This is a genomic window from Pseudomonas sp. GL-R-19, from assembly GCF_019956375.1.
GTDB lineage: Bacteria > Pseudomonadota > Gammaproteobacteria > Pseudomonadales > Pseudomonadaceae > Aquipseudomonas.
On the sequence record NZ_JAHBDJ010000011.1, the window covers coordinates 224,218 to 245,064 of the forward strand.

General features: G+C 61.2%; 18 protein-coding genes. 9 read left to right on the forward strand and 9 right to left on the reverse strand.

From position 1 onward, the window contains the following. Window positions 1-50 precede the first annotated feature (50 nt). The 6 genes from folE2 to KGA83_RS07495 all read left to right on the forward strand — a co-directional run bounded on the left by folE2 (window position 51) and on the right by KGA83_RS07495 (window position 4,921). Entirely contained in the window at window positions 51-947 is an 897-nt protein-coding gene (gene folE2, locus KGA83_RS07470) for a GTP cyclohydrolase FolE2 (RefSeq protein ID WP_108218828.1), read from the forward strand. Then, window positions 944-1,612: a metal ABC transporter ATP-binding protein gene (locus KGA83_RS07475; protein ID WP_223529303.1), complete on the forward strand. Its 669-nt coding sequence runs from the start codon at window positions 944-946 to the stop codon at window positions 1,610-1,612. The genes folE2 and KGA83_RS07475 overlap by 4 nt, the downstream gene beginning before the upstream one ends. Next, window positions 1,612-2,478 (forward strand): metal ABC transporter permease, encoded by an 867-nt coding sequence (locus KGA83_RS07480; RefSeq protein WP_223529306.1) that lies wholly within the window; start codon window positions 1,612-1,614, stop codon window positions 2,476-2,478. Before KGA83_RS07475 ends, KGA83_RS07480 begins: the two co-directional genes overlap by 1 nt. A gap of 11 nt (window positions 2,479-2,489) precedes the next feature. Further along, window positions 2,490-3,365, forward strand: coding sequence for a metal ABC transporter substrate-binding protein (locus KGA83_RS07485; protein WP_223529308.1), 876 nt, complete (start codon window positions 2,490-2,492; stop codon window positions 3,363-3,365). Next, window positions 3,362-3,922 (forward strand): carbonate dehydratase, encoded by a 561-nt coding sequence (locus tag KGA83_RS07490; RefSeq protein WP_108218824.1) that lies wholly within the window; start codon window positions 3,362-3,364, stop codon window positions 3,920-3,922. The genes KGA83_RS07485 and KGA83_RS07490 overlap by 4 nt, the downstream gene beginning before the upstream one ends. Window positions 3,923-4,042: 120 nt before the next feature. Continuing rightward, the gene (locus tag KGA83_RS07495; protein ID WP_108218823.1) at window positions 4,043-4,921 is read left to right on the forward strand and encodes a His/Gly/Thr/Pro-type tRNA ligase C-terminal domain-containing protein; all 879 of its coding nucleotides are present in this window, start codon (window positions 4,043-4,045) and stop codon (window positions 4,919-4,921) included. A 113-nt stretch (window positions 4,922-5,034) separates the two neighbouring features. Here the strand turns inward: KGA83_RS07495 and KGA83_RS07500 are convergent, their stop codons facing one another. After that, entirely contained in the window at window positions 5,035-5,556 is a 522-nt protein-coding gene (locus KGA83_RS07500; RefSeq protein WP_108218822.1) for a DUF3617 domain-containing protein, read from the reverse strand. Window positions 5,557-5,688: 132 nt separating this feature from the next. Between KGA83_RS07500 and cls the strand changes: the two genes are divergently transcribed. Beyond that, on the forward strand, window positions 5,689-7,128 hold the full coding sequence (cls, locus tag KGA83_RS07505) for a cardiolipin synthase (protein WP_108218821.1): 1,440 nt from the start codon (window positions 5,689-5,691) through the stop codon (window positions 7,126-7,128). Here cls and cfaB read toward each other — a convergent pair. From cfaB to hflK (KGA83_RS07530), 5 genes are all read right to left on the reverse strand, one after another. Further along, complete coding sequence (gene cfaB / locus KGA83_RS07510) at window positions 7,125-8,309, reverse strand: C17 cyclopropane fatty acid synthase CfaB (RefSeq protein WP_108218820.1); 1,185 nt, start codon at window positions 8,307-8,309, stop codon at window positions 7,125-7,127. The genes cls and cfaB overlap by 4 nt on opposite strands. A 219-nt stretch (window positions 8,310-8,528) precedes the next feature. Continuing rightward, a complete protein-coding gene (locus KGA83_RS07515) occupies window positions 8,529-10,439 on the reverse strand; it encodes a cation-translocating P-type ATPase (RefSeq protein ID WP_223529310.1) in 1,911 nt (636 codons plus the stop codon). Further along, entirely contained in the window at window positions 10,436-11,494 is a 1,059-nt protein-coding gene (gene hflK / locus KGA83_RS07520; RefSeq protein ID WP_223529312.1) for a protease modulator HflK, read from the reverse strand. The genes KGA83_RS07515 and hflK (KGA83_RS07520) overlap by 4 nt, the downstream gene beginning before the upstream one ends. After that, window positions 11,491-12,531: a protease modulator HflC gene (gene hflC, locus KGA83_RS07525; protein WP_108218817.1), complete on the reverse strand. Its 1,041-nt coding sequence runs from the start codon at window positions 12,529-12,531 to the stop codon at window positions 11,491-11,493. The genes hflK (KGA83_RS07520) and hflC overlap by 4 nt, the downstream gene beginning before the upstream one ends. Next, window positions 12,528-14,486 (reverse strand): protease modulator HflK, encoded by a 1,959-nt coding sequence (hflK, locus tag KGA83_RS07530; RefSeq protein ID WP_108218816.1) that lies wholly within the window; start codon window positions 14,484-14,486, stop codon window positions 12,528-12,530. The genes hflC and hflK (KGA83_RS07530) overlap by 4 nt, the downstream gene beginning before the upstream one ends. A gap of 213 nt (window positions 14,487-14,699) precedes the next feature. On the opposite strand from hflK (KGA83_RS07530), the gene lpdA reads away from it, so the two are divergent. Further along, window positions 14,700-16,100, forward strand: a complete 1,401-nt coding sequence (gene lpdA / locus KGA83_RS07535) for a dihydrolipoyl dehydrogenase (protein ID WP_223529314.1) — start codon at window positions 14,700-14,702, stop codon at window positions 16,098-16,100. Window positions 16,101-16,225: 125 nt separating this feature from the next. Here the strand turns inward: lpdA and KGA83_RS07540 are convergent, their stop codons facing one another. After that, window positions 16,226-16,699 carry an Lrp/AsnC family transcriptional regulator gene (locus KGA83_RS07540; protein WP_108218814.1) on the reverse strand — a complete coding sequence of 158 codons (474 nt, stop codon included), beginning with the start codon at window positions 16,697-16,699 and terminating at the stop codon, window positions 16,226-16,228. A 145-nt stretch (window positions 16,700-16,844) separates the two neighbouring features. Between KGA83_RS07540 and KGA83_RS07545 the strand changes: the two genes are divergently transcribed. Continuing rightward, window positions 16,845-17,474, forward strand: coding sequence for a LysE family translocator (locus KGA83_RS07545; protein WP_223529316.1), 630 nt, complete (start codon window positions 16,845-16,847; stop codon window positions 17,472-17,474). A gap of 3 nt (window positions 17,475-17,477) precedes the next feature. Here KGA83_RS07545 and KGA83_RS07550 read toward each other — a convergent pair whose 3' ends face one another. Together KGA83_RS07550 and KGA83_RS07555 are read right to left on the reverse strand one after the other, a co-directional pair. Beyond that, window positions 17,478-19,595: a hypothetical protein gene (locus KGA83_RS07550; RefSeq protein ID WP_223529321.1), complete on the reverse strand. Its 2,118-nt coding sequence runs from the start codon at window positions 19,593-19,595 to the stop codon at window positions 17,478-17,480. Then, complete coding sequence (locus KGA83_RS07555) at window positions 19,582-20,778, reverse strand: DUF3142 domain-containing protein (protein ID WP_108218812.1); 1,197 nt, start codon at window positions 20,776-20,778, stop codon at window positions 19,582-19,584. Before KGA83_RS07555 ends, KGA83_RS07550 begins: the two co-directional genes overlap by 14 nt. Window positions 20,779-20,847 lie beyond the last annotated feature (69 nt).

Below are 20,847 nucleotides of genomic sequence, written 5' to 3' on the forward strand. Positions count from 1 at the left end.
GTATTGTTATACTATAACATACCAAATCAACTCCCACGATGGACCTGCTCATGAATGCGCTGACTCTGCCGGATATCGCCGCGCAGGCCTCACGCCAAGCCCTGCCACTGGAGTGGGTGGGCATGTGCGGCATTGCTCTACCTGTTTTGTTTGATGGCCAACGATTGAATGCAAAGGTCGATGCCGGCGTGAGCCTCGACGATGGCAGCGCGCGCGGCATTCATATGTCACGGCTCTATTTGGCGCTTGAATCGCTGGAGCAGGAAAACCTTTCTCCGGCTTTATTGAGGCGGGTTCTGCAGCGTTTTCTTGAGAGCCATGAAGGGTTGTCCAGCAGCGCACACCTAACCATTCATGCCGATTTGTTGCTGAAAAGGCCGGCGCTGATCAGTCCACTGGCTGGCTGGAAAAGCTATCCGGTCATCATCGAAGCACGTTTGAAAAACGCAATGTTCCACGTGGAACTAAAAATCGATGTGCCTTATTCCTCAACCTGCCCCTGTTCCGCAGCCCTTTCTCGACAGTTGATCCAGCAGCAGTTCGTCGATGATTTCGCCAACAAGTCACTGCAACACGCCGACGTTTTAGCGTGGCTCGGCTCCACCGACGGCATCGTCGCTACACCTCACAGCCAACGCAGCAGCGCAAAATTGTGCGTACGACTGGCTGATTTTTTGGACGAGTTTCCTCTGATCGCCGTCATCAATGACGCCGAAGCCGCACTCGGCACCGCCGTTCAAACAGCGGTAAAACGCGCCGACGAACAGGCCTTCGCCCTGGCCAATGGTCAGAACCTGATGTTCTGCGAGGACGCCGCACGCCGTTTGAATCTGGCCCTGAAAGGCTCCACAGGCATCAACGCCTTCCATATTCGAGTCACTCACGCCGAAAGCCTGCACGCCCACGACGCCGTCGCCGAAAGCCGTTTCAACTGGGAGGTCGCATGATTGCTTGCCACGCTTTGCGCTGGGGCGCCCCGGGACAGCCACTCACACCCGCGCTGGACTTCGAACTGTCGAAGGGCAGCCTGACCGCCATCATCGGTGCGAACGGCTCCGGGAAAAGCAGCCTGTTGAAGGTCATCGCCGGCTTGCAAAAACCGTTGGCCGGGAAGGTGCGACTGAGTGTTCCAATCAAGGGCGGTGTGTCGTTTCTGCCCCAGCAACAACACCTGGACAGACAATTTCCGATCAGCCTTCAGGCATTGGTCGCCGCCGGTTTCTGGGGCAACAAACAGTCACCAGATATCCGTAGCCAACGACTGAAAACCGTCCTCGAAAACTGGCGCCTGAACGGCCTGGAAGATCGACCCTTGATGGCCCTCTCCGGCGGCGAATTGCAACGCGCCCTGCTCGCCCGATTGAGCCTGACCGACGCACCCGTGTTGTTGCTCGATGAACCCCACGCGGCCCTCGATGAACTCGGCCAGGCATTGCTCTGGAAGCACATACACGATTGGCACCTCGAAGGCCGGACACTGGTGATCGTATGCCATGACCTGGCCGCTGTCAGCGAGCACATCCCATACACGTTGCTGATCAAAAACAGCGGTTGTGCATTCGGCCCGAGCACCGAACTGATCCGCCAACAACCACAGGCACAGGTGGCCTGATGATCGCTGCCGCCCATCTTTGGCAACCGTTCCAGGAGTTCGTCTTCATGCGTCGGGCGCTGCTTGGCGGACTGGTGTTGGCGTGTAGCACGGCACCACTTGGGGTGTTTCTGATCCTGCGGCGCATGAGTCTGATCGGCGATGCCGTCGCCCACGGCATCCTTCCCGGGGCGGCGCTGGGTTTCTGGTTTGCCGGGTTGAGCCTCCCGGCATTGACCATTGGCGGCCTCGGTGCCGGCCTGAGCATGGCCGGCCTCGCGGCCTGGATTACCCGACGCACCGGCCTGCGAGAAGACGCCAGCCTCGCGGCGATCTACCCGATTTCCCTGGCCGGTGGCGTGCTGATTCTCGGCATCACCGGCAAACGCCTGGACCTGTTGCACCTGCTGTTTGGCTCGGCTTTGGCTGTCGACGGCCCGACCTTGACCGGCATGCTTTGGGTCTCGGGCCTGAGCCTGATTGCCATGACACTGATCTACAAACCACTGCTGCTCGACACCCTCGACCCGCTTTTTCTGCAGACCGTCAGCCGACTCGGTCCACTGGCCCACGGCGTTTTCCTGACGCTGGTGGTGTTGAATCTGGTCATCGGATTCCAGGCGATCGGCGCGTTGATGGTAGTCGGCCTGATGATGTTGCCTGCCGCCGCGGCACGTTTCTGGAGCCGCCGCCTGCCGGTGCTGATCGTCGTCGCTGCCTTGATCGGCAGCCTCTCGGTGTGGCTGGGTTTATTGATCTCGTTCTATTACTCACTGCCCAGTGGCCCGGCAATCGTGCTGGTGGCCGGCGGTGGATATCTGTTGTCCGTGGTGTTCGGGCCGGTGCACGGCTTGCTGCGCCGCCCGCCTTTGCTCACATCCCAATGAGGTGTTACCCGATGCGCGCTTTACTCGTGCTGTTCAGCTTGATGGTGTCGATGTCGCTGTCTGCCGCCGAAAAACTCCAGGTGGTCACCAGCTTCAGCATCCTTGCCGACATGACCCGCCAGGTCGGCAAGGATCATATCCAGATCACCAATATGGTCGGCCCGGACGCGGATGCCCATACCTACGAGCCGACACCGGACGACGCCAAAGCGCTGCTCAAGGCCAGGCTCATCATCAAGAACGGTCTGGGTTTCGAGCCTTGGCTGGATCGCCTGGTGACGAGCACCGAGACCAAAGCACCGGTCATCAGCGCAAGCCACGGCGTCATACCGCGTAGCCTGGATGAAGACGGTGAAACCGTTCCCGACCCGCATGCCTGGCACAACCTGGCGAACACCGAGTTGTACATCGCTAACATTACCAAGGCGCTGATCGCCGCTGACCCGGCGAACACAGCCGACTATGAGCGCAACAGCCGGATGTACCTGAAACAGGTCTACGCCCTGCTTGCCGAAGCCAAGGCCAAGCTCGGCTCGCTGCCACCGGGCAACGGCAAGGTCGTGACGTCCCATGACGCCTTCGGTTATCTCGGCCAGGCCTACGACATCGAGTTCATGGCGCCTCAAGGTCTCTCCACCGAGCGCGAACCTTCAGCCGCCGAAGTGGCCGCACTGATCACCCAGATTCGTCAGGCCAAGGTCAAGGCGGTGTTTATGGAGAACATCAAGGACGCGCGCCTGCTCAAGCAGATCGCGGATGAAAGCGGCGCGCAGATCGGCGGCACGCTGTACTCCGATGCCCTCGCGGCGAGCGGTCCGGCCAGCACCTTCACCGGATTGTTCGAGTACAACCTCAACACCCTGTACAACGCTCTGAGCAAGCCATGATCCGCAAGAACCCTTCCGGAGATTTACCGCTGATTGCCGAGTCGGCCTACGTCGACAAGACGGCGATCATCTGCGGCAAAGTGGTGATCGGCGAGAACGTGTTCGTCGGGCCCTATGCCGTGATCCGTGCTGACGAAGTCGATGAGTCAGGCGACATGCAGCCGATCACCATCGGCGCCAACTCGAACATCCAGGACGGCGTGGTGATCCACTCCAAATCCGGTGCGGCGGTCACCATCGGCGAGTTCAGTTCCATCGCCCACCGCTCGATCGTGCATGGTCCCTGCACCGTGGGCAATCGAGTGTTCATTGGCTTCAACAGCGTGCTGTTCAACTGCGTGGTCGGTGACGGTTGCGTGGTGCGGCACAACTCGGTGGTCGATGGTCGTGACCTGCCTGAAGCCTTCTACGTGCCCTCCACCACGCGGATCGGCCCCAACACCGACCTCTCGCAATATCCGCCGGTGAGCGTCAGTGCCTCGGAGTTTTCCGAAGACGTGGCGCGCACCAACGTCGACCTGGTGCGCGGCTACAAAGCCCTGCAAAACGAGTTCTGACGCGGGAGGCCAAAAACAGCCATCGTGTCAGGACAAATTGCCTGGCACGACAAACGTCTTAATGTTTGCCCCTACGGTTTATGCGATAAAGCTCGTTAGAAGCACCTGAGTACGCCGACCATGATCCAGATCACCCTGTCCGACGGTTCATTGCGTGAGTACGACCAGCCGCTGTCCGTGCACGAGGTGGCTGCCAGCATCGGCCCCGAACTGGCCAGCGCGGCTGTAGCGGGCCGAGTCAATGGTGTGCTGGTGGACTGTGAATACATGATCGAGGCGGATGCCCGGGTCAGCATTGTCACCCCCCGGGAGCCGGACGGCCTGGAGATCTTGCGCCGCTCCTGTGCCTTGATGCTGGCGATGGCGGTCAAGCAACTCCACCCACATGCGCAAATGCGTGCGGGCAAGGAATTGGGCGACGGGTTCTTTTACGAGTTTGCCGTCGAGCCACCGCTGACCGCGGCAGACCTGCCCCTCATCGAAGCGCGCATGCAATCACTGGCAGCGACCAATCACTCGATCCGTCGCCGGCCGGTGCGCGAAGCAGTGTCGCTATACCGGCTGGGGGACACCGAGTACCAGAGCCATGGACCGCATGTCCCCACCACCAAAGTCTTGCAGGCGTTTACCCTCGACCACATCAACGGCACGTTACAACAACGTATCTACGGCACCTGCTGGTCCAGCCATCAGGAACTGCAACAGTGGCGCGTTCCACCCCACGTGGTCGTTGTGAGCATGGATGATCGCCAGGCGACTTATGCACAAGCGGTGACCGAGTCCTTGCGCCAACGGGGCGTACGCGCCAGGGCCGACCTGCGTAACGAAAAGGTTCACTACAAGATTCGCCAGCACAGCCAGACCGTGCCGTATCTGGTGGTGGTGGGCGAGAAAGAACAAGCTGGGGGATTTGTCAGTGTGCGCAGCCGAACGGGGGAAGATTTTGGCCGGATGCCTGTCGAGGCGGCGTGTGAATGGTTGAGTCGGCCCGAGATTTAGGAAGGCCGTGCGGACGCCTTCGCGAGCAGGCTCGCTCCCACATTGATTGTGTGTCGATCACCAATCCCCTGTGGGAGCGAGCCTGCTCCGGGCGGCGTTCCGACGAAGCTCTTTTAAGCTCTTGGCTTCACAGTACCGCAATCCTGCCCCAGCCAGACGGCGCGGGATTCGAGGCTGCCCTTCTGCTGAATGCCGGTGGCGTTGAACGTTCCGTTGACCTTGGTGGTGAACTCGCGATCACTGAGGAATGTCGCCACGCCCGCACCCTGGGCTTTCGGGCAGCTGAAACGGAACTTCCACTGATTGCCGGAGCGGTCGGTGATTTCCTGCTTGCAGCCCGACTGCGGATCGGTCAACGGAATGTTGTCGGTCTTGACCTGTTCCGGGGTCAGGCACGCCCGGATCCCTTTACCGCCCATGGTGATGCCCTGTTTTTCCAGCATTGCACGCTGCTGAGGGGTCATCTGGCTCTGGAGCTGACCGAGGATCAATTGCAGGTCCGGCATGTTCTGTTCATCGACCTTCATGTTGCTCGTAGTCAGCTCCCACAATCCTGGTTGCAGCATTTGCGCGTGAGCCGCCACAGGAAGTGCCAAACCCAGTGCCATGGCCAAACCCAGCAGACGAACGTTCATCGAGTAACTCCTGATCAGTAGTGGCCGTTAGACGTCAGCCGCAGGCTTCGGTTCATGGGCCAATTAATTAGCGACATTCTGCACGGAACATGGTCTGTTAAGCACTGAATCTTCAGGAGCAAGGCAGCCCCCATGGATTATTTCGGACCGCATATTTTCGGTTATACCATCGCCCTGCTGCACTCGCTGGGCCTGATCGCGGCCATACACGCCGTGTTGACCGTCCGTACCGCTCAAGGCTCGATCGCCTGGGCGCTGTCGCTGTTTTTCATCCCTTACTTCACGCTGATCCCGTACCTGATGTTCGGCCGCAGCACCTTCGATGGCTACATCAAGGCCCGACGGCAGGCCAACGAAGAAATGCGCAAGGCCGTTTCCGAACTCAACTGGCGACCCTGGATAGAAGAGGCGCTCACCGCCCGCGCTTCTTCTGCATACGCCTCACTCAGAGCGATGCCCAAGCTCGGACACATGCCCTGTCTGGCCAACAACCAAATGCGTCTCTTGATCAACGGTCAGAACACGTTCGAGGCCATTTTCGATGCCATCAGCCAGGCGAAAGAAGCCGTGCTGATCCAGTTTTTCATCGTTCACGACGACCGCCTCGGCCAGCGCCTGCAAAACCTGCTGTTGAAGAAAGCCGCCGAAGGCGTGGCGATTTACCTGTTATATGACCGAATCGGCAGCCATTCCCTACCCCACGGCTATGTGCAGGCCTTGCGTGATGGCGGGGTCGAGGTCAAAGCCTTCGCCACCCGCAGTGGCTGGCTCAACCGCTTTCAGGTGAACTTCCGCAACCACCGCAAGATCGTGGTGGTGGACGGCATCCTGGGCTTCGTCGGCGGGCACAACGTCGGTGACGAATACATGGGCGAGAAACCGCCCCTGGCGCCCTGGCGCGATACCCACGTGCAAGTGCGCGGACCGGTGGTGGCGTGCATGCAGGAGTCTTTCGCCGAAGACTGGTTCTGGGTGGCTCGTGCACTGCCGCCGCTGATCTTGCCGGAGGTCTATCCGGAAGACGGCGTGCTCTGCCAGTTACTCGCCAGCGGTCCGGCCGATGCCTATGAAACCTGTTCATTGTTCTTTGTCGAAGCGATCCATGCGGCGACGCAAAGGGTCTGGATCACCAGCCCGTATTTCATCCCCGATGAAGCCGTGTTCGCAGCATTGCGCCTGGCGGTACTGCGCGGCCTGGATGTGCGTCTGCTGTTGCCGTCCAGGCCCGACCACCGAATCGTCTACGCCGCCTCCAGCCTCTACGCCTTCGAAGCGGTGCGCGCGGGTGTGCGGGTGTTCCGCTACCAACCCGGGTTCCTGCATCAGAAAGTGGTATTGATCGACAGCGAAATCAGTGCCATCGGCAGTGCCAACATGGACAACCGTTCGTTCCGGCTGAATTTCGAAGTGATGTTGCTGACTGTCGACCGCGCATTCGCCGCCGAGGTGGAACAGATGCTCAACGATGACTTTGCCAACGCCCACGAAATCGCCAAGGAAGAAGGCCGGGAGACCCGCCGCGTCCAACAGGTCGGCATGCGGGTCGCCCGGCTTATTTCGCCGATTCTCTAGAGGTAGATATCGTCACGGGTCCATGGCAGTTCATGACTGCCATCGGCGTGGGCCTTCACTGCGAGAATCTGGTGCAGGTTGATCCAGCCGCGAGCGAACGCGTAGGCACAACCGGCCAGGTACAGCCGCCAGATGCGCAGGACCTGTTCCGGCACCAGTTTGGAGGCCGCCTCGAGATTGTCTTCCAGGCGTTCGCTCCAGTGATCGAGCGTGCGAGCGTAGTGCAGGCGCAAACTCTCGACATCGACGATTTCCAGCCCCGCCTCACTGATCTCGGCAGAGATCATCGACAGATGCGGCAGCTCGCCGTTGGGGAACACATATTTCCCGATGAAATCACCGGCACCGCGCCCCACCGGACGGCCATCGGTGTATTTGGCGGTGATCCCGTGGTTCATCACCAGGCCGCCCTCTTTCACCGCGTCGAACAGGGTCTTGCAGTACTCGGCAAGATTGGCGTGGCCAACGTGTTCGAACATGCCGACGCTGACCACTTTGTCGAAACGGCCATCCTGCGGCAGGTCGCGATAGTCGAGCAGTTGCAGTTCGACCAGGTCCTCCAGGCCCTCCGCTTTTACGCGTTCCCGGGCCAGGGCCAACTGCTCTTTGCTGAGGGTGATACCGAACACTTTCGCGCCAAATTCTCGCGCCGCATAACGCGCCAAACCGCCCCAACCGCAACCCACATCCAGCAAGTATTCGCCGGGCTGCAGGCGCAGCTTGCGGCACAAATGACGGAACTTGGCTTGCTGGGCCTGCTCGAGGCTTTCACTGCCGGTCTCGAAGTAAGCGCAGGAGTACGCCATGTCGCTGTCGAGCCATAGCTGATAGAACGCGTTGGAAAGGTCGTAGTGGTAGGAAATCGCCTTGGCGTCTGTCTCTTTGTCGTGGGCGCTACGAACAGGCTGATTGTCGTCGCCTTCGTCCAGCAACGCCTGGCTCCACTCATCGCAGACGCGGATCACATCGCTGATGGAGCCTTCCAGTTCCAGTTTGCCTTCGACATAAGCAGCGCCAAGGGCATCCAGGCTTGGATGGGTAAACTGGGTGACCATTTGTGGGTCCTTGACCACAATCGTGACACTGGGCGTCGGCCCCAGATTGAATTCATGGCCATCCCAGAGTCTCAGGCGAAGCGGTAACTGCAGATTCTGTAAGGCCGGTGGAAGATGCGCGAGCATGAAGAATCCCCCTTGTTTCAGACGTCTAAACAGAGGGTAGACCATCTTTGAAAAATAGCTGGCTATCGAATTAATAGCCGTTTTCAATGATTCGCGACGCCTACACCTGCCGCCGCGAACGCACAAAAATGATGTGCCCTCATCTCCAATGACTACGAACCGGGCGCACAGTTCTAAAAAGTTGAAGCACCGTCATTGCCCGGTTTAGAGCGTTCGCCTTCAGGTTTCGTCCTTGAGCTTGAGCAACGGCTCCTGGAACCGCAGCAAACGACCGGCATTGCCCAACACCAGCAAGGTGCTGAGGTTATGCAGCAACGCCGCAATCATCGCCCCGGCAGCGCCAAGCCAGCCGAACGCAGCGAAGGCTACGATCGCCAGGGTCCAGCCCAGTCCGATGATCACATTGACCTGCAACGTCTGGCGGCACTGACGACTCAAGCGCACGCAGGTGCCGAGGCGGCGCAGGTCACTGCCAATCAGCACAATGTCGGCGGAAGCCAGGGCGATGTCCGCACCGCCGGCGCCCATCGCCACACCGACCACTCCAGCCTTGAGCGCGAGTGAATCGTTGATGCCATCGCCAACCACCATCGGCCGGAAGCCGCTGTCGATCTCCTTGAGCACGCGGTTGAGTTTGTCTTCGGGCAAGGCTTGCGCTTCGACATCACTGATCCCGACATCCCGGGCCAGCGTTTGCGCGACGCTGTGCCGGTCACCGGTGAGCAACAACTGACGACCCAATCCCAGCTCACGCAGTTCGCTCAAGGCAAACTGTGCCTCGGGTTTGACGCTGTCGGCCAGCAACAGCCAGGCAAGAAACTCCCCGTTGAGCGCCAGCCCGGCAATCGGACCGTCGTGATCGGGAACCGCCGTCGTACTGATGCCCAGTTGCGCGAACAACTCCGGCCGGCCGAGCGCTGCTTCACCCTGCCCGGTCATCGCCACCACACCGAGACCCTGGCGTTCACGAATGTCGGAAAGCAGCAGGAAATGCTCCTGGGTCACCAACCCCGCGAGCGCGCGGCTGACCGGGTGACTGCTGGCCGAGCCGAGGCTGGCGGCGAGCTTGAGCACATGGCTGCGATCCTCCAGCGGACTGTCGATGGATTGCAGGCGCAAGGTGCCGAATGTCAGCGTCCCGGTTTTGTCGACTACCAGCGAGGTCAGGTCCGCCAACTCTTCAAGGAACGCGGAGCTGCGGATCAGAATCCCGTGGCGTGCCGCGACCGCCACCCCGGCAATAGCCGTCGCCGGTGCCGACAACACCAGCGCACAAGGACAGGCTGCCACCAACACCGCGAGCATCGCTTGAGCGTTGTTGGTGATGAACCAGGTCACCGCCGCCAGCAGCAACACCAGCACCATATAGCTGCCGGCGTAACGCTCCAGTAGACGAGTGATCGGCGGCTTCGAGCGCTCGGCGTTTTGCATCAGGGCGATGACTTTTCCGAGGGTCGACTCATGGCCGGTACGGGTCACTTCGATTCGCAGCAAACCGTCGAGGTTAATTGCGCCACCGAACACCGACATGCCGACGCCCGCCTCCATCGGCACCGATTCGCCGGTAATGGAGGCCGTATCGAGACTGGCCTGACCGGACAATACCCGGCCATCCGCCGGCACCCGGTCCCCGGCCCGCACCTCGACCAGATCGCCCGCCTTGAGCGTGCCGTTGTCGACTTCGATGATGGAGCCGTCCACCTGCACTTTGCGTGCGTGGCTGCGGGTCAGTTTGCCGAGGGCGTGAATCGCTTCCTGGGAGCCGATCACGCTGCGCTCTTCCAGCACGTGGCCGAAGATCATGATGATCGGCAACAGCGCCGCCGTCAGCAGATCTCCGGTAGCCCAGGCACCCAGCATGGCCAGGGCAATCAATTGATCGGTGATGCCGTGCAGGCTCGGATATCGCAAGCTGTACCAGGCCGAGCGCATGACCGGCACGGCAACCAGCAGTGACGCAAAACCCAGCAGCAGCTGACTGACGCCAGTCTGCTCCGGCGCCAGCCAACGCCAGATCAGGCCCAGCGCAAGCAGGCCCAATGCGAGCATGGCCAGGGTCAACTGGCGCGCGGCGCGGCGCTGTTCGGTCGAAGACAACAGGCTCGGCACGGCGGCGGTTTGAGCGGTCATTGTGCAGCTCCCTGAATGATCAGGCGGGAATCGTCTTTGGGATCAACCGTCGTGACCGATCCGGCCTGACCGAGAATTTTCGGCATCCGCTCGCGGTAAATCCGCAGCAGCATTTGCGGGTCGGTACCTTGCAGTTGCGCCTTGGCCAGGCTTAACACGGTGGCCGTATCAGCCGACGCCTTGGCCAGTCGTTCACTCGCCTGGGCATGGGCCACTTGCAGCGTACGGTCGGCTTGCTCGTTGGCGGTCTGCGTCAGCTTCTCCGCTTCGGTGCGCGCATTGGCGACAGCCTTATCGGCTTGCTGGCTGGCCGTCAGTACCGCGTTGAAAGCGTTCACCGCAGGACTTGGCAGACTCGATTGCACATCGACCCGCGCCACTTCGATCCCCAAGCCTTGCCCGGTTGCAGTGAGTTCGGCCAGCCGTTGATTGATGCCCTGCACCAGATCACCACGCAAGCGCTCGCGTCTTTCCGCCGCCTGGCTATCGGCGCCGATCAATTCCGGGCGAGCAACCAGGATAGTGTCCAGATCCCGTGCAGCCGTGAGCGCGACCGCGCTGCGGGTTACCAGTCGATCCAGCGCCGGCAACACGTGTTCGCCCTGAAGCACGAACGCATAGGGCTCGGTGACTTTGTAGAAAACCCGCACATCGAGTTGCACCACACCCGCATCACCCGTTAACAGGTAGCCTGAGCCTGCGAGGGCATCGCTGATGGGCGTGGCAAAACTGGCCACGCGATCTGCCTGCATCGCGGCACCACTGCGCAACAGACTGTCCACTCGCCGCTCGATCACCCGGTCCGCCGCCGGCAACAAAATCACCTGCTCGAAGGGTTGCGGCCAGGCCAATAACAACCCGGCATTCTGAATGCGATCCAGCGCGCCGAAATGCAAAACCACCGCGCGATTTTGTGGATCGATCTGCCGCACATTGGAAAACGCCCACGCCAATGCCGCCAACACCGTCACCGCATACAAAGCCAGAAACGCCAAGCGCCCGGCCTGAATCCAGGGGCTGCTCAACTCATTTGTTCCACGTGGAACCAAACTCATGGCTGCGATCCGGACTTGTTATCGAGGCTCGGCGGACCATCAACCAACACCCGGAACGGTGCGGCATCGGTGCGCAGAATCAGCTTGGTCCCTGGCGTCACCACCGTGCCCAGGGTATCGAGCGAGCGCAGCAGGTTGTAGAGCTGCGGCGATCCTGCATAGGCACGACCATAAATCTGCGCCGCTTCGACGCGCGATTGCGCTTCGATATCTGCCGCTTTCACTGTGGCATCGGCCTGCACGATCCGCGCATCACGTTCGGCGGCGGAACGAATTTGCGCGGCTTCACGCTTGCCGATCGCCGTGCGCTCAGTAGCGATGGTTTCACGCTCGGCACGCATCCGGTCGACCGTCGCGGTGAGCGTCACCGACGGCAGCGTCAATCGTTCGATACCGACCTGCAACACGCGCACGCCATAAGTGGTGAGCAGTTGCTGATCGATTTGCTTGCGCAGCTGTGCTTCGAAATCGGCGATGCGCACCTGGCTGGCATCGGTGTTCACCAGATTCGCCAGGTCAAAACTGCTGGCGGTGGTTTCCAGTGCGGAGCCGACAAAGGTTCGAATCTGCCTTGCGGCTTCATCGGGCTGGTTCTGCACTGCGCGCATGAAACGTTGCACGTTGTCCGGATCACCCTGCACCTGCCACGCCACGTAGGCCTGAACGATGATACGCAAACCGTCACGCGTGCCGACATCCTGCAAGCCGCTGGACGTGGTGCGCAGCCGTAGATCCACCGGGATCGCCGCCTCGAACGGTGCCGGCCAGCGCCAGCCAAGTCCCGGTTCCAGCAAGACTCGTGAAGGGTTGCCGAAGCGTGTGATCACCGTGGCTTCCCCTGAACGCACCTGCACCAGGCTCGCGGCGGCGACTGCAAACGCCACCAGCAATGCCGCCCACCCCATCCGGCGCCATGGGAATGGACCGGCCTCTTGCGGATCGCCGTGATGATGGTGATGGCCGTGGTGGTGATGCCCGCCATGACCGTGATCGTGGCCGGCGTGGTCATCGTGATCGTGAGTATGGGACTGGCTCAATTGGCAGCTCCTGGCTGAGCGGTTTTACGCGACGGCGCAGGGTCAACCGGCAGCGTGAACGTACGGAGGTCGATGGTTGGCGCGTTGCTGCTGCCGCCCAGTCGATGATCGAGAACCAGCAATTTGGCGTTGGCCAAACCCTGGGACAACTGGCTGAAATACTGCTCCAGCACGAAGGCCTGGCCAGCGCTGGCATAGGCTTTTTGCTCGGCGTTGAATTTCAGGTCCGCGGCCTCGGCACCAGCATTGATCTCACGGGCGCTGGCTGTCGCCTGATCGCGGGCGATGCTGGCCTGCAACTGCGCCTGATTGGTGGCCTCGGCGGCGGCGCCGCGTTCACGGGCGATCAAGGCTTGCGCGCCAATCTGCGCCGCTTGCACGCCGTGATAGGCATTGGCTGCACCGGCCGGAGGGTGAATTGCTTCGACCACCGTGGCGAGAATTTCCACGCCGCTATCGAGTTTTTGCAGGTCCGCCTGCACCGCGCGGCCGATCTCTTCGGCCAGCCCTACCCTGTCCTCACCCAGCAAACCATCGAGGGTGCGCGAGGCGAAGTCGTGAACCAGGACTCGGCTGGCAGTGCTGCGAATCAACATCGGCACATCGGCGCTGTTATAGGTCGCAGACAACGCCGCCTGATCGCTCAGACCGATGCGATAGACGAAGCGCACGTCCATGTTGACGATCTGAAAGCTCTGCTTGTCGGCTCGGCTGCTGGCAATCACCTGGGATTTGTCGTTCACATGGCTGGCGTCCCACAAGCGGTTGGCAATCGCCGGGGCCGGACCTTCGGCGGGGTCGGCCTGAGCAGGGGGCGAAGTTTCGCCAACACTGGTGGCCAATTCGTGAACCACGCCATTCTCGACGCTCAACACCCGGCCCAATGGCCATGGCAAGCCCATATGCAAACCTGGGCCGAACACCTCCACCGGCTTGCCGAAGCGCTCGTAGATTCCACGCTCTTGCAGGGCAATTTGGTGAATGCCGGTCAGCGACCAGCCAACCAGCGAAACCACTGCCAACACCGGCAGGAACGCCCGACGCATGTAAGAGAAGGCCCAGATCTGCCGCAGGTCGATGCCGAAGCGGTTATGCAATTCGTGCTGCAACGCCAGCAAAGGCTGTGGTGGCCAGCGCAGCATGTCGGCGACAAAACTGCGCGCCAGTAGCTCCGGCTCAAGACGTTCGCGGCGCGGGCTGAACAATGACAACAGCGCGCGCAGCAACAGCTCCGCCGCCACCAGCCCCGGCAGCAGACCGATCAACACTGCCAGACGTACAGGCCATAACGAGGTTTCATCGGCAAACAACAGACAAAAAGCACCGAGCACCAGGCAGATGATCGCCACACGGATCAATTGCGCCAACGTAGCGGCTTCAGGCCATTGCGCGGTGTTTTCCTGCGCCAGATGGCGTTCCATCACCAACAGGCCAAACGCCAACAACAAGAAGCACGCCGCCCCGACATTGGCCGACAGGCCCAGCGCTGCCGGGGGCAACGTGAGGTTCCAGGCTTGTTCGATGCCCAATACCGCCAACAATGCCCAGCAGCCAAGCCACAACGTTGGCGCACCGATTTGCCCGACCAGGTGCTGCGATTGCCGGCTGATCCGGTCCAGCAAACGTTCATACCACCCCGAGGGTGCGACAGACTCGTCGACAACCACCACCGGCACTACGGGATTCATGGCGCGGACACGCCACTGGGTTACCCACCAGGCCGATTGCAAACCGGCCATCAACACCACAGACGCAGCGCTCAGGTTCAGCAGCAACGCCGGCCACAGTGTTTGCGAGAAAAACAGCCCGGCAAAAAGCGCCAGCAGCACACCCACCGTCGCGAATACGCCCGCACCGATGGCGAACCGCCGCAAACGCCGCCCTTGAATGAACGCCTGCTGAAAGCGCGGCAACCCGGCTAACGGCGCTTCATCAACATCGAGATCGACTTGCATACCACCCCAGAGTGTCTTCGCTTACAGGACAATTCGTTACGATATAACGGAAATGGTGAAATTTCCGTATTCAAGCGCGCCATCTAAAGATGCCCAACCTGTCGCTTACCTGAAGCCTTGACCGAAATGCGGCAGAACGCACATATTACGTTCGTAATTTTATCCGGGAACTACTTTTACCGATCCTTCCCCTTTCGATCCAGGAGTACATCCATGAGCACTTATGACGTCGTGATACTCGGCGCAGGCCCGGGCGGTTACAACGCAGCGATCCGCGCCGGACAACTGGGTCTGAAGGCGGCCTGCGTGGAAGGACGCGCCACACTCGGCGGCACCTGCCTGAACGTCGGCTGCATGCCATCCAAGGCATTACTGCATGCCTCCGAACTGTACGACGCGGCCATGGGCGCGGAATTTGCCAACCTGGGGATCGACGTCAAACCCAGCCTCAACCTCGCCCAAATGATGAAGCAAAAGGATGAAAGCGTTACCGGGCTGACCAAGGGCATCGAGTTTCTTTTCCGCAAAAACAAAGTCGACTGGATCAAGGGCTGGGGCCACATCGACGGGCCGGGCAAAGTCACGGTGACCGATAGCGCCGGTGGCAAGACCGAACTGAGCGCCAAGGACATCATCATCGCCACCGGTTCCGAGCCCACGCCCCTGCCCGGCGTGGACATCGATAACAAACGCATACTCGACTCCACCGGCGCCCTGGCGCTGACCGAAGTGCCCAAGCATCTGGTGGTGATCGGCGCTGGCGTGATCGGTCTTGAGCTGGGTTCGGTATGGCGGCGCCTGGGGGCGCAGGTAACGGTGGTCGAGTTTCTCGACCGGATCTGCCCCGGCGTGGACATCGAAGCCGGCAAAACCCTGCAGCGTTCCCTGAGCAAGCAAGGCTTGAGTTTCAAATTGAGTTCAAAAGTGACCAGCGCCACCACCTCCGCCTCCGGTGTGCAGCTCAGCATCGAGCCTGCCGCAGGCGGTGCTGCCGAGTTGCTGGAAGCCGATTACGTACTGGTGGCCATCGGGCGCCGGCCTTATACCCAGGGCCTGGGCCTGGAGAATGTCGGCCTCGCGACGGACAAACGCGGCATGCTCGCCAACAAGGGTCATCGAACCGAAGCCGCCGGGGTCTGGGTGATTGGTGACGTGACTTCGGGTCCCATGCTCGCCCACAAGGCCGAGGACGAAGCCATGGCCTGCGTCGAGCAGATCGTCGGCAAGGCAGGCGAGGTCAACTACGACCTGATCCCCAGTGTGGTCTACACCAGACCGGAACTGGCCAGTGTCGGCAAGACCGAAGAGCAGCTCAAGGCTGAAGGCCGCGCGTACAAGGTCGGCAAGTTTCCCTTCACCGCCAACAGCCGGGCGAAGATCAACCACGAAACCGAAGGCTTCGCCAAAGTGCTGGCCGATGAGCGCACGGACGAAGTCCTGGGCGTGCATCTGGTCGGCCCGAGCGTCAGTGAAATGATTGGCGAGTATTGCGTGGCCATGGAGTTCAGCGCCTCGGCCGAAGACATCGCCCTGACCTGCCACCCACACCCGACCCGCTCCGAGGCCTTGCGCCAGGCGGCGATGGATGTGGAGGGGATGGCGACGCAGATGTAAGACCTGAAGAGTTGCAGTGACTGATCTATCGCATTCGCGAGCAGGCTCGCTCCCACAAGGTTTGCGTTGTACCTGTGGGAGCGAGCTTGCTCCGGGCGGCGTTCCGACGATGCAGACGACTCGGTCTAGAGCGGCAAATGCTCCAACGGCAACGCCCCCGGCGCCTTCACCGTATGAATCGCAAAATTGCTGCGGATATCGCTCACTCCCGGCAGCTTCAACAAACGCCCGGTGAGAAACCGGTCATAGGCACGCAAGTCCGGCACCACCACCTGCAGCAGAAAATCCGACTCCCCTGACACCAGAAACGCCGAAATCACCTCGGGTAATGCCGTCACCGCCAAGCGAAAGCTTTCGGCTTGTTCGTCGTTATGACGCTCGACCTTGACTCCGACAAACACCGTCAGCCCTAACCCCACCTCATCGCGATCCAGATTGGCCTGGTAGCCGCGAATCACCCCCGCGTCTTCAAGCATCCGCACCCGGCGCAAGCAGGGTGACGCCGACAGGCCGATCTCGTCTGCCAGTTGCACATTGCTCAGGCGTCCATCCCGTTGCAGCGCGGCGAGAATCTTGCGGTCATAGGCGTCGAGTTTCATGGTTTGGCAGATCCAGATGGTTCGAGCGAAAGAAAGTGGCAGATTATGCCAATACGGCGCCCGATAGAAGCCGACAACGCAAGCACCTGCCCTGCCCTTCAGCCCTAGACTGGCACCACCGAATCGACAACGAATGGGGTGCAACGTGGAAGGACTCTGGCTGTTTTTCATGGCACTGGCGGTGGTCTATCTGTTGCCGGGGCCTGACATGATCCTGCTGTTGCAGACCGGTGCCCGCCAGGGCAAAGGTGCCGCGCTGGCCACGGCCGTGGGTTTGGGCATCGCCCGGGGTTGTCATGTGGCATTGGCGGCACTGGGGCTGGCAGCACTGTTCAAGGCGGCGCCCTGGACCTTCGATGTGGTGCGCCTGGCAGGCGCCGCGTACTTGCTGTGGATCGGCATTCAGTGCCTGCGAACCACGATGCTGCCGAGCTTGACCGGCACTGACACAACCGGCGAAAAACCGCGCTGGGGCGCAGCCATCCGACGCGGACTGTTGACCAACCTGCTCAACCCCAAGGCACTGTTGTTCTGCTCGGTGCTGCTACCGCAATTCATCAACCCACAGGCCGGACCGGTGCTCGGGCAATTTGCGACGTTGGGCGTGGTGCTGGTCGGTGTCGGTTTGCTGTTCGACAGTGCTTACGCCCTGGTCGGTGCGGCACTGGGCCGTTGGCTGCAACGCAGCCCTTCGGCCCAGCGCCTGCAACAATGGTTGTTCGGCAGCCTGTTGATCGGTTTCGCCGTGCGGCTGACCTTTGTGCAACAGGCTTGAACCTCACTGCGCCTTGCGGCGGCGACGCGTGAACATCAACAGCGCGCCTGCCGCGACCGCCAGTACGCTACCAACCTGCAACGGCGTCTTGTACGGGCGCAACGCCGAACGCGCAGCGTCGGTGACTTGGGTCACGTAGCGCTTGTTGGCGTTTTCAAAGTCGGGATACGGGCACTGGTGGCCGAAATCAGCGGCCCATTCCACGTATGGCCCTTCTCTGACATAACGCTGATAAATCGCGCGTTGCTCCTCGAGGCTGCTGTTCCACCCCGACGCCTCACACAGCACCGCGGCAAACGCCTGACTGGTGTGAGGCAAGTTATCCGCCGCCTTGCTCGCCAGCGCCGTGGCCACGAAGCGATAGTGGTAACGCTGATCAGGCTGGGCAGCACTGGCTTGCTGACGCTTCACTTCGTCCTCGGCCACCAATGGACCGACCTTCAGTTCGGCGTTTTCAAGCATATAGTTACCGCCGAACGTGGCGTAATCCGGCGCCATTTCGTAGCCCAGGATGTCCATGCCCCACTCGCGGGCCGTCCAGGCCGCATTGAACAGCGCAGCGGCGCGACGGGTCGGCCACCAGGCTGAATCAGCCGCCATACGTTGCTCGCCATACAGTTTGGCCTTGTGCCGCAAGCCGTCATTGTCGAAGTACGCCGGTGCTTGCTCGTAATGCCCCTCGCGCAACAAACGCCGCCCCAGCAGATTGCGCAGGCTCGCCGCCACCGGCAAGGGCACGTAGTTGTCGCGGTCCTGCTGGCTGAGCGGCGGCGGTGCCGGTACTTGAGTGTCGACGTAGTGCTTGAGTTCTTCGAGGGTCAACACGCGCTCGGCTACGGTGGCGGCATCGAACCAGTAAATGCTTTGGCTGCGATACAGCTGATCGAAGGCTTGCAGGTAATCCCCGCGTTGCAGGGCCAGGATCGCACTTTCACCCTCGACCCGGCATTTGGGCTGAAGCGTTTCGTAATCGTAGTCCGGGGTCCGTCGCTCGCCCCAGGACTCATTCTGCGGGAAGGCCTGGGCCGCTTTGGCATAGGCTGCGGCGGCCGCGGTTTTATCGCCCTCGCGCACCGCCAGTTTTGCCCGCAACCACCAGGCCAACCCGCCATCGCCGGCATGTTCGAGGAAAGCCTTGGCGCTGGCGTAATCGCCCTGTTGATAATTCATCGCCGCCAGACGATCGGCGTTTTCGAGACTGCCGCGGGTGCTGTTTTGCAGCAGCTTGATCATTTTTTGTTCGTTGGCAGGTTGGTCGCCAAACGACCAACCCAACCGGCTGATCAGCGACGCGGTCACCAACTGCTGCACGGGCTGCCCCTTGAGCAACTCGGCCACTTGATCCTCCGGCAGCGTCATCAGGCCCGCCATCAACAGCTTCAACGAGGTGTAGCCCACCGCGGAGCCATGCAGATTCTGCGTCGCGTACAGCTCGATGGCGCGGTTCCAGTCGCCGGCGGTGCGCACCACCCGGGCTTCTTCGCCGAGGCTGGCGACGCCCAGTTCCAGTGGATCGCTGAAGCCGTCGATGCTCAGCTGCCGGGTTTGCTCAAAGGCCTTGCGCGATTGTTCGAGCAGATCCGGGGCCGCATCGGCTTCGACGCTCATAGCGAACAATGCACGCCCCAGCGAGTAAGCCGCCCAGGTACTGCGCGAGGCCCTTTGCTCGGCGGGCAAAGCCAGCACTTTCTTGAAATACCCGGCGGCCAAGGCAGGATCACCCGCGCCAAATGCCACGGCACCCGCCAGGTACAATTTGAGTTCGGGCGGCAGTTGCGCCCCTTGGGTTTCAACCTGGCGGGCATCCGTCAGGCTGCGCAGGTGTTTCACCAACACTTGTTGCTCAGCGGAAAGTCCGGCCTGCTCGGCCTGATCGCGCAGCGCTACCGGGTCAGGTTCATCCGCGTAGCTGGCGCCAGCGGTCACGTTCTTCAACCCGTTGATGGCGTGGCCGAGGCGGCTGATCTCGAAGCGGAAGTTGCCTTCCGGCAGTTCCGCCAGCGACTGGCCTCGGTTATCCAGCAGACGCATGGGGAAGTCCGGGCCGCAGGCCAGTGCCGAACCCAATGGCAGGCTGAGGCTCAGGCAAAGCAAATGACGCGGCCAGTTACGGGTGAACATTCGAACCTCCTTGATCAATGTGTGCGCAACGAGCCCAACCAATGGCACGTTGTCCGCCGGCCGGTATTCGACCGTCGCGCAGGCGGGTGAAAGTAAGCAGATCCGGGCTCTGTTGCAACGCGTAACCGGCCAGGGCATCGGCCCCTTCACAATCACTGACCGCCAGGGTCAGACGTTCGGGCCAGGTACTGTCGAGATTGCCCCGGTTGCCGATGCCAATGTCATAGAGGCCATTGTCAGCCGAGAGTTGCAGTATCAATTGACTGCTGAGGACATCACCACGCACCACGGCGCGCAAGGTGGTCAAGCTCCAGGCCCGGCGGTCGTTGGCCAATGGCAGGCGAAACCAGATCAGGCCCGCCAGATGTTTCGGTGGATCGGCACGCAACTCGGTGCCGAGGGTGCGCAACGTCTGCGGGTCGGCGAGTAATTCCCGACGCTGGCCTGCACGCTCCACCGTCACTTCGCTTTCCACCACAGGCGCGCCGCCCACCGACGGCAGCAACGCCACGCCATAAGCCGGCAGCGCCAGAAAGAAAGGTTTTGTTGTGACGCGGCTCCAGGTCTTCGCCCATTGCCGGGCCTGATCGGCATCAAATAAACCGCGACGCGGATCGCTCACCGCGTGCACCTGCAGCACGCTGCTGTCGACTGTGGATAACAGCGCTGGCAGCTCGCGGCTGCCGAGCCAGGACGGCAACGCCGTGATGCTCAGCGGCAGCGAAGACGGCAACGCTTCGCGCAAATGCGCGAGAAACTCGCGGTACGCCGGTAGCCGGGCATTACCGGCGTCGTGGTCGATTTCCACGCCGGTGAGGTTCAACCCCTGTCCCTGCCAATCGCTGATCACCTGCTGGATCTGCGCAGTGACCTCGTCCTGATCCAGCTCCTTGAGCTGCCCATCCAGGCGAACCACCGCAATCACCGGCCGGCCATCACGCTTGAGCAGTGCCGGGTCAATTCGGGCCCGACTCCAGCCTGCGTTGGGGAAAGCCTGCAAGGCCAGCACCCGCAACGTCGAAAAGTCGGCGCGGCTGTCCCTGAGGGCAGCGTCGTGGGCCGGCGTCCACTGCCGCTGCCAGACGTAAAGCTGTTGATCCAGCGGCGGTGCACCCTGTCTTTCGCATCCGGTGGTGAGCGCCAGCGCCATCAGCAAGACCATCGAGCGAGTGAAAAAAACCATTAAAACGCCTGTTCCTGAAATGCAGAAAGGGCCATTGCGGCCCTTTTTCGTTCTGCTCACTACCCTACC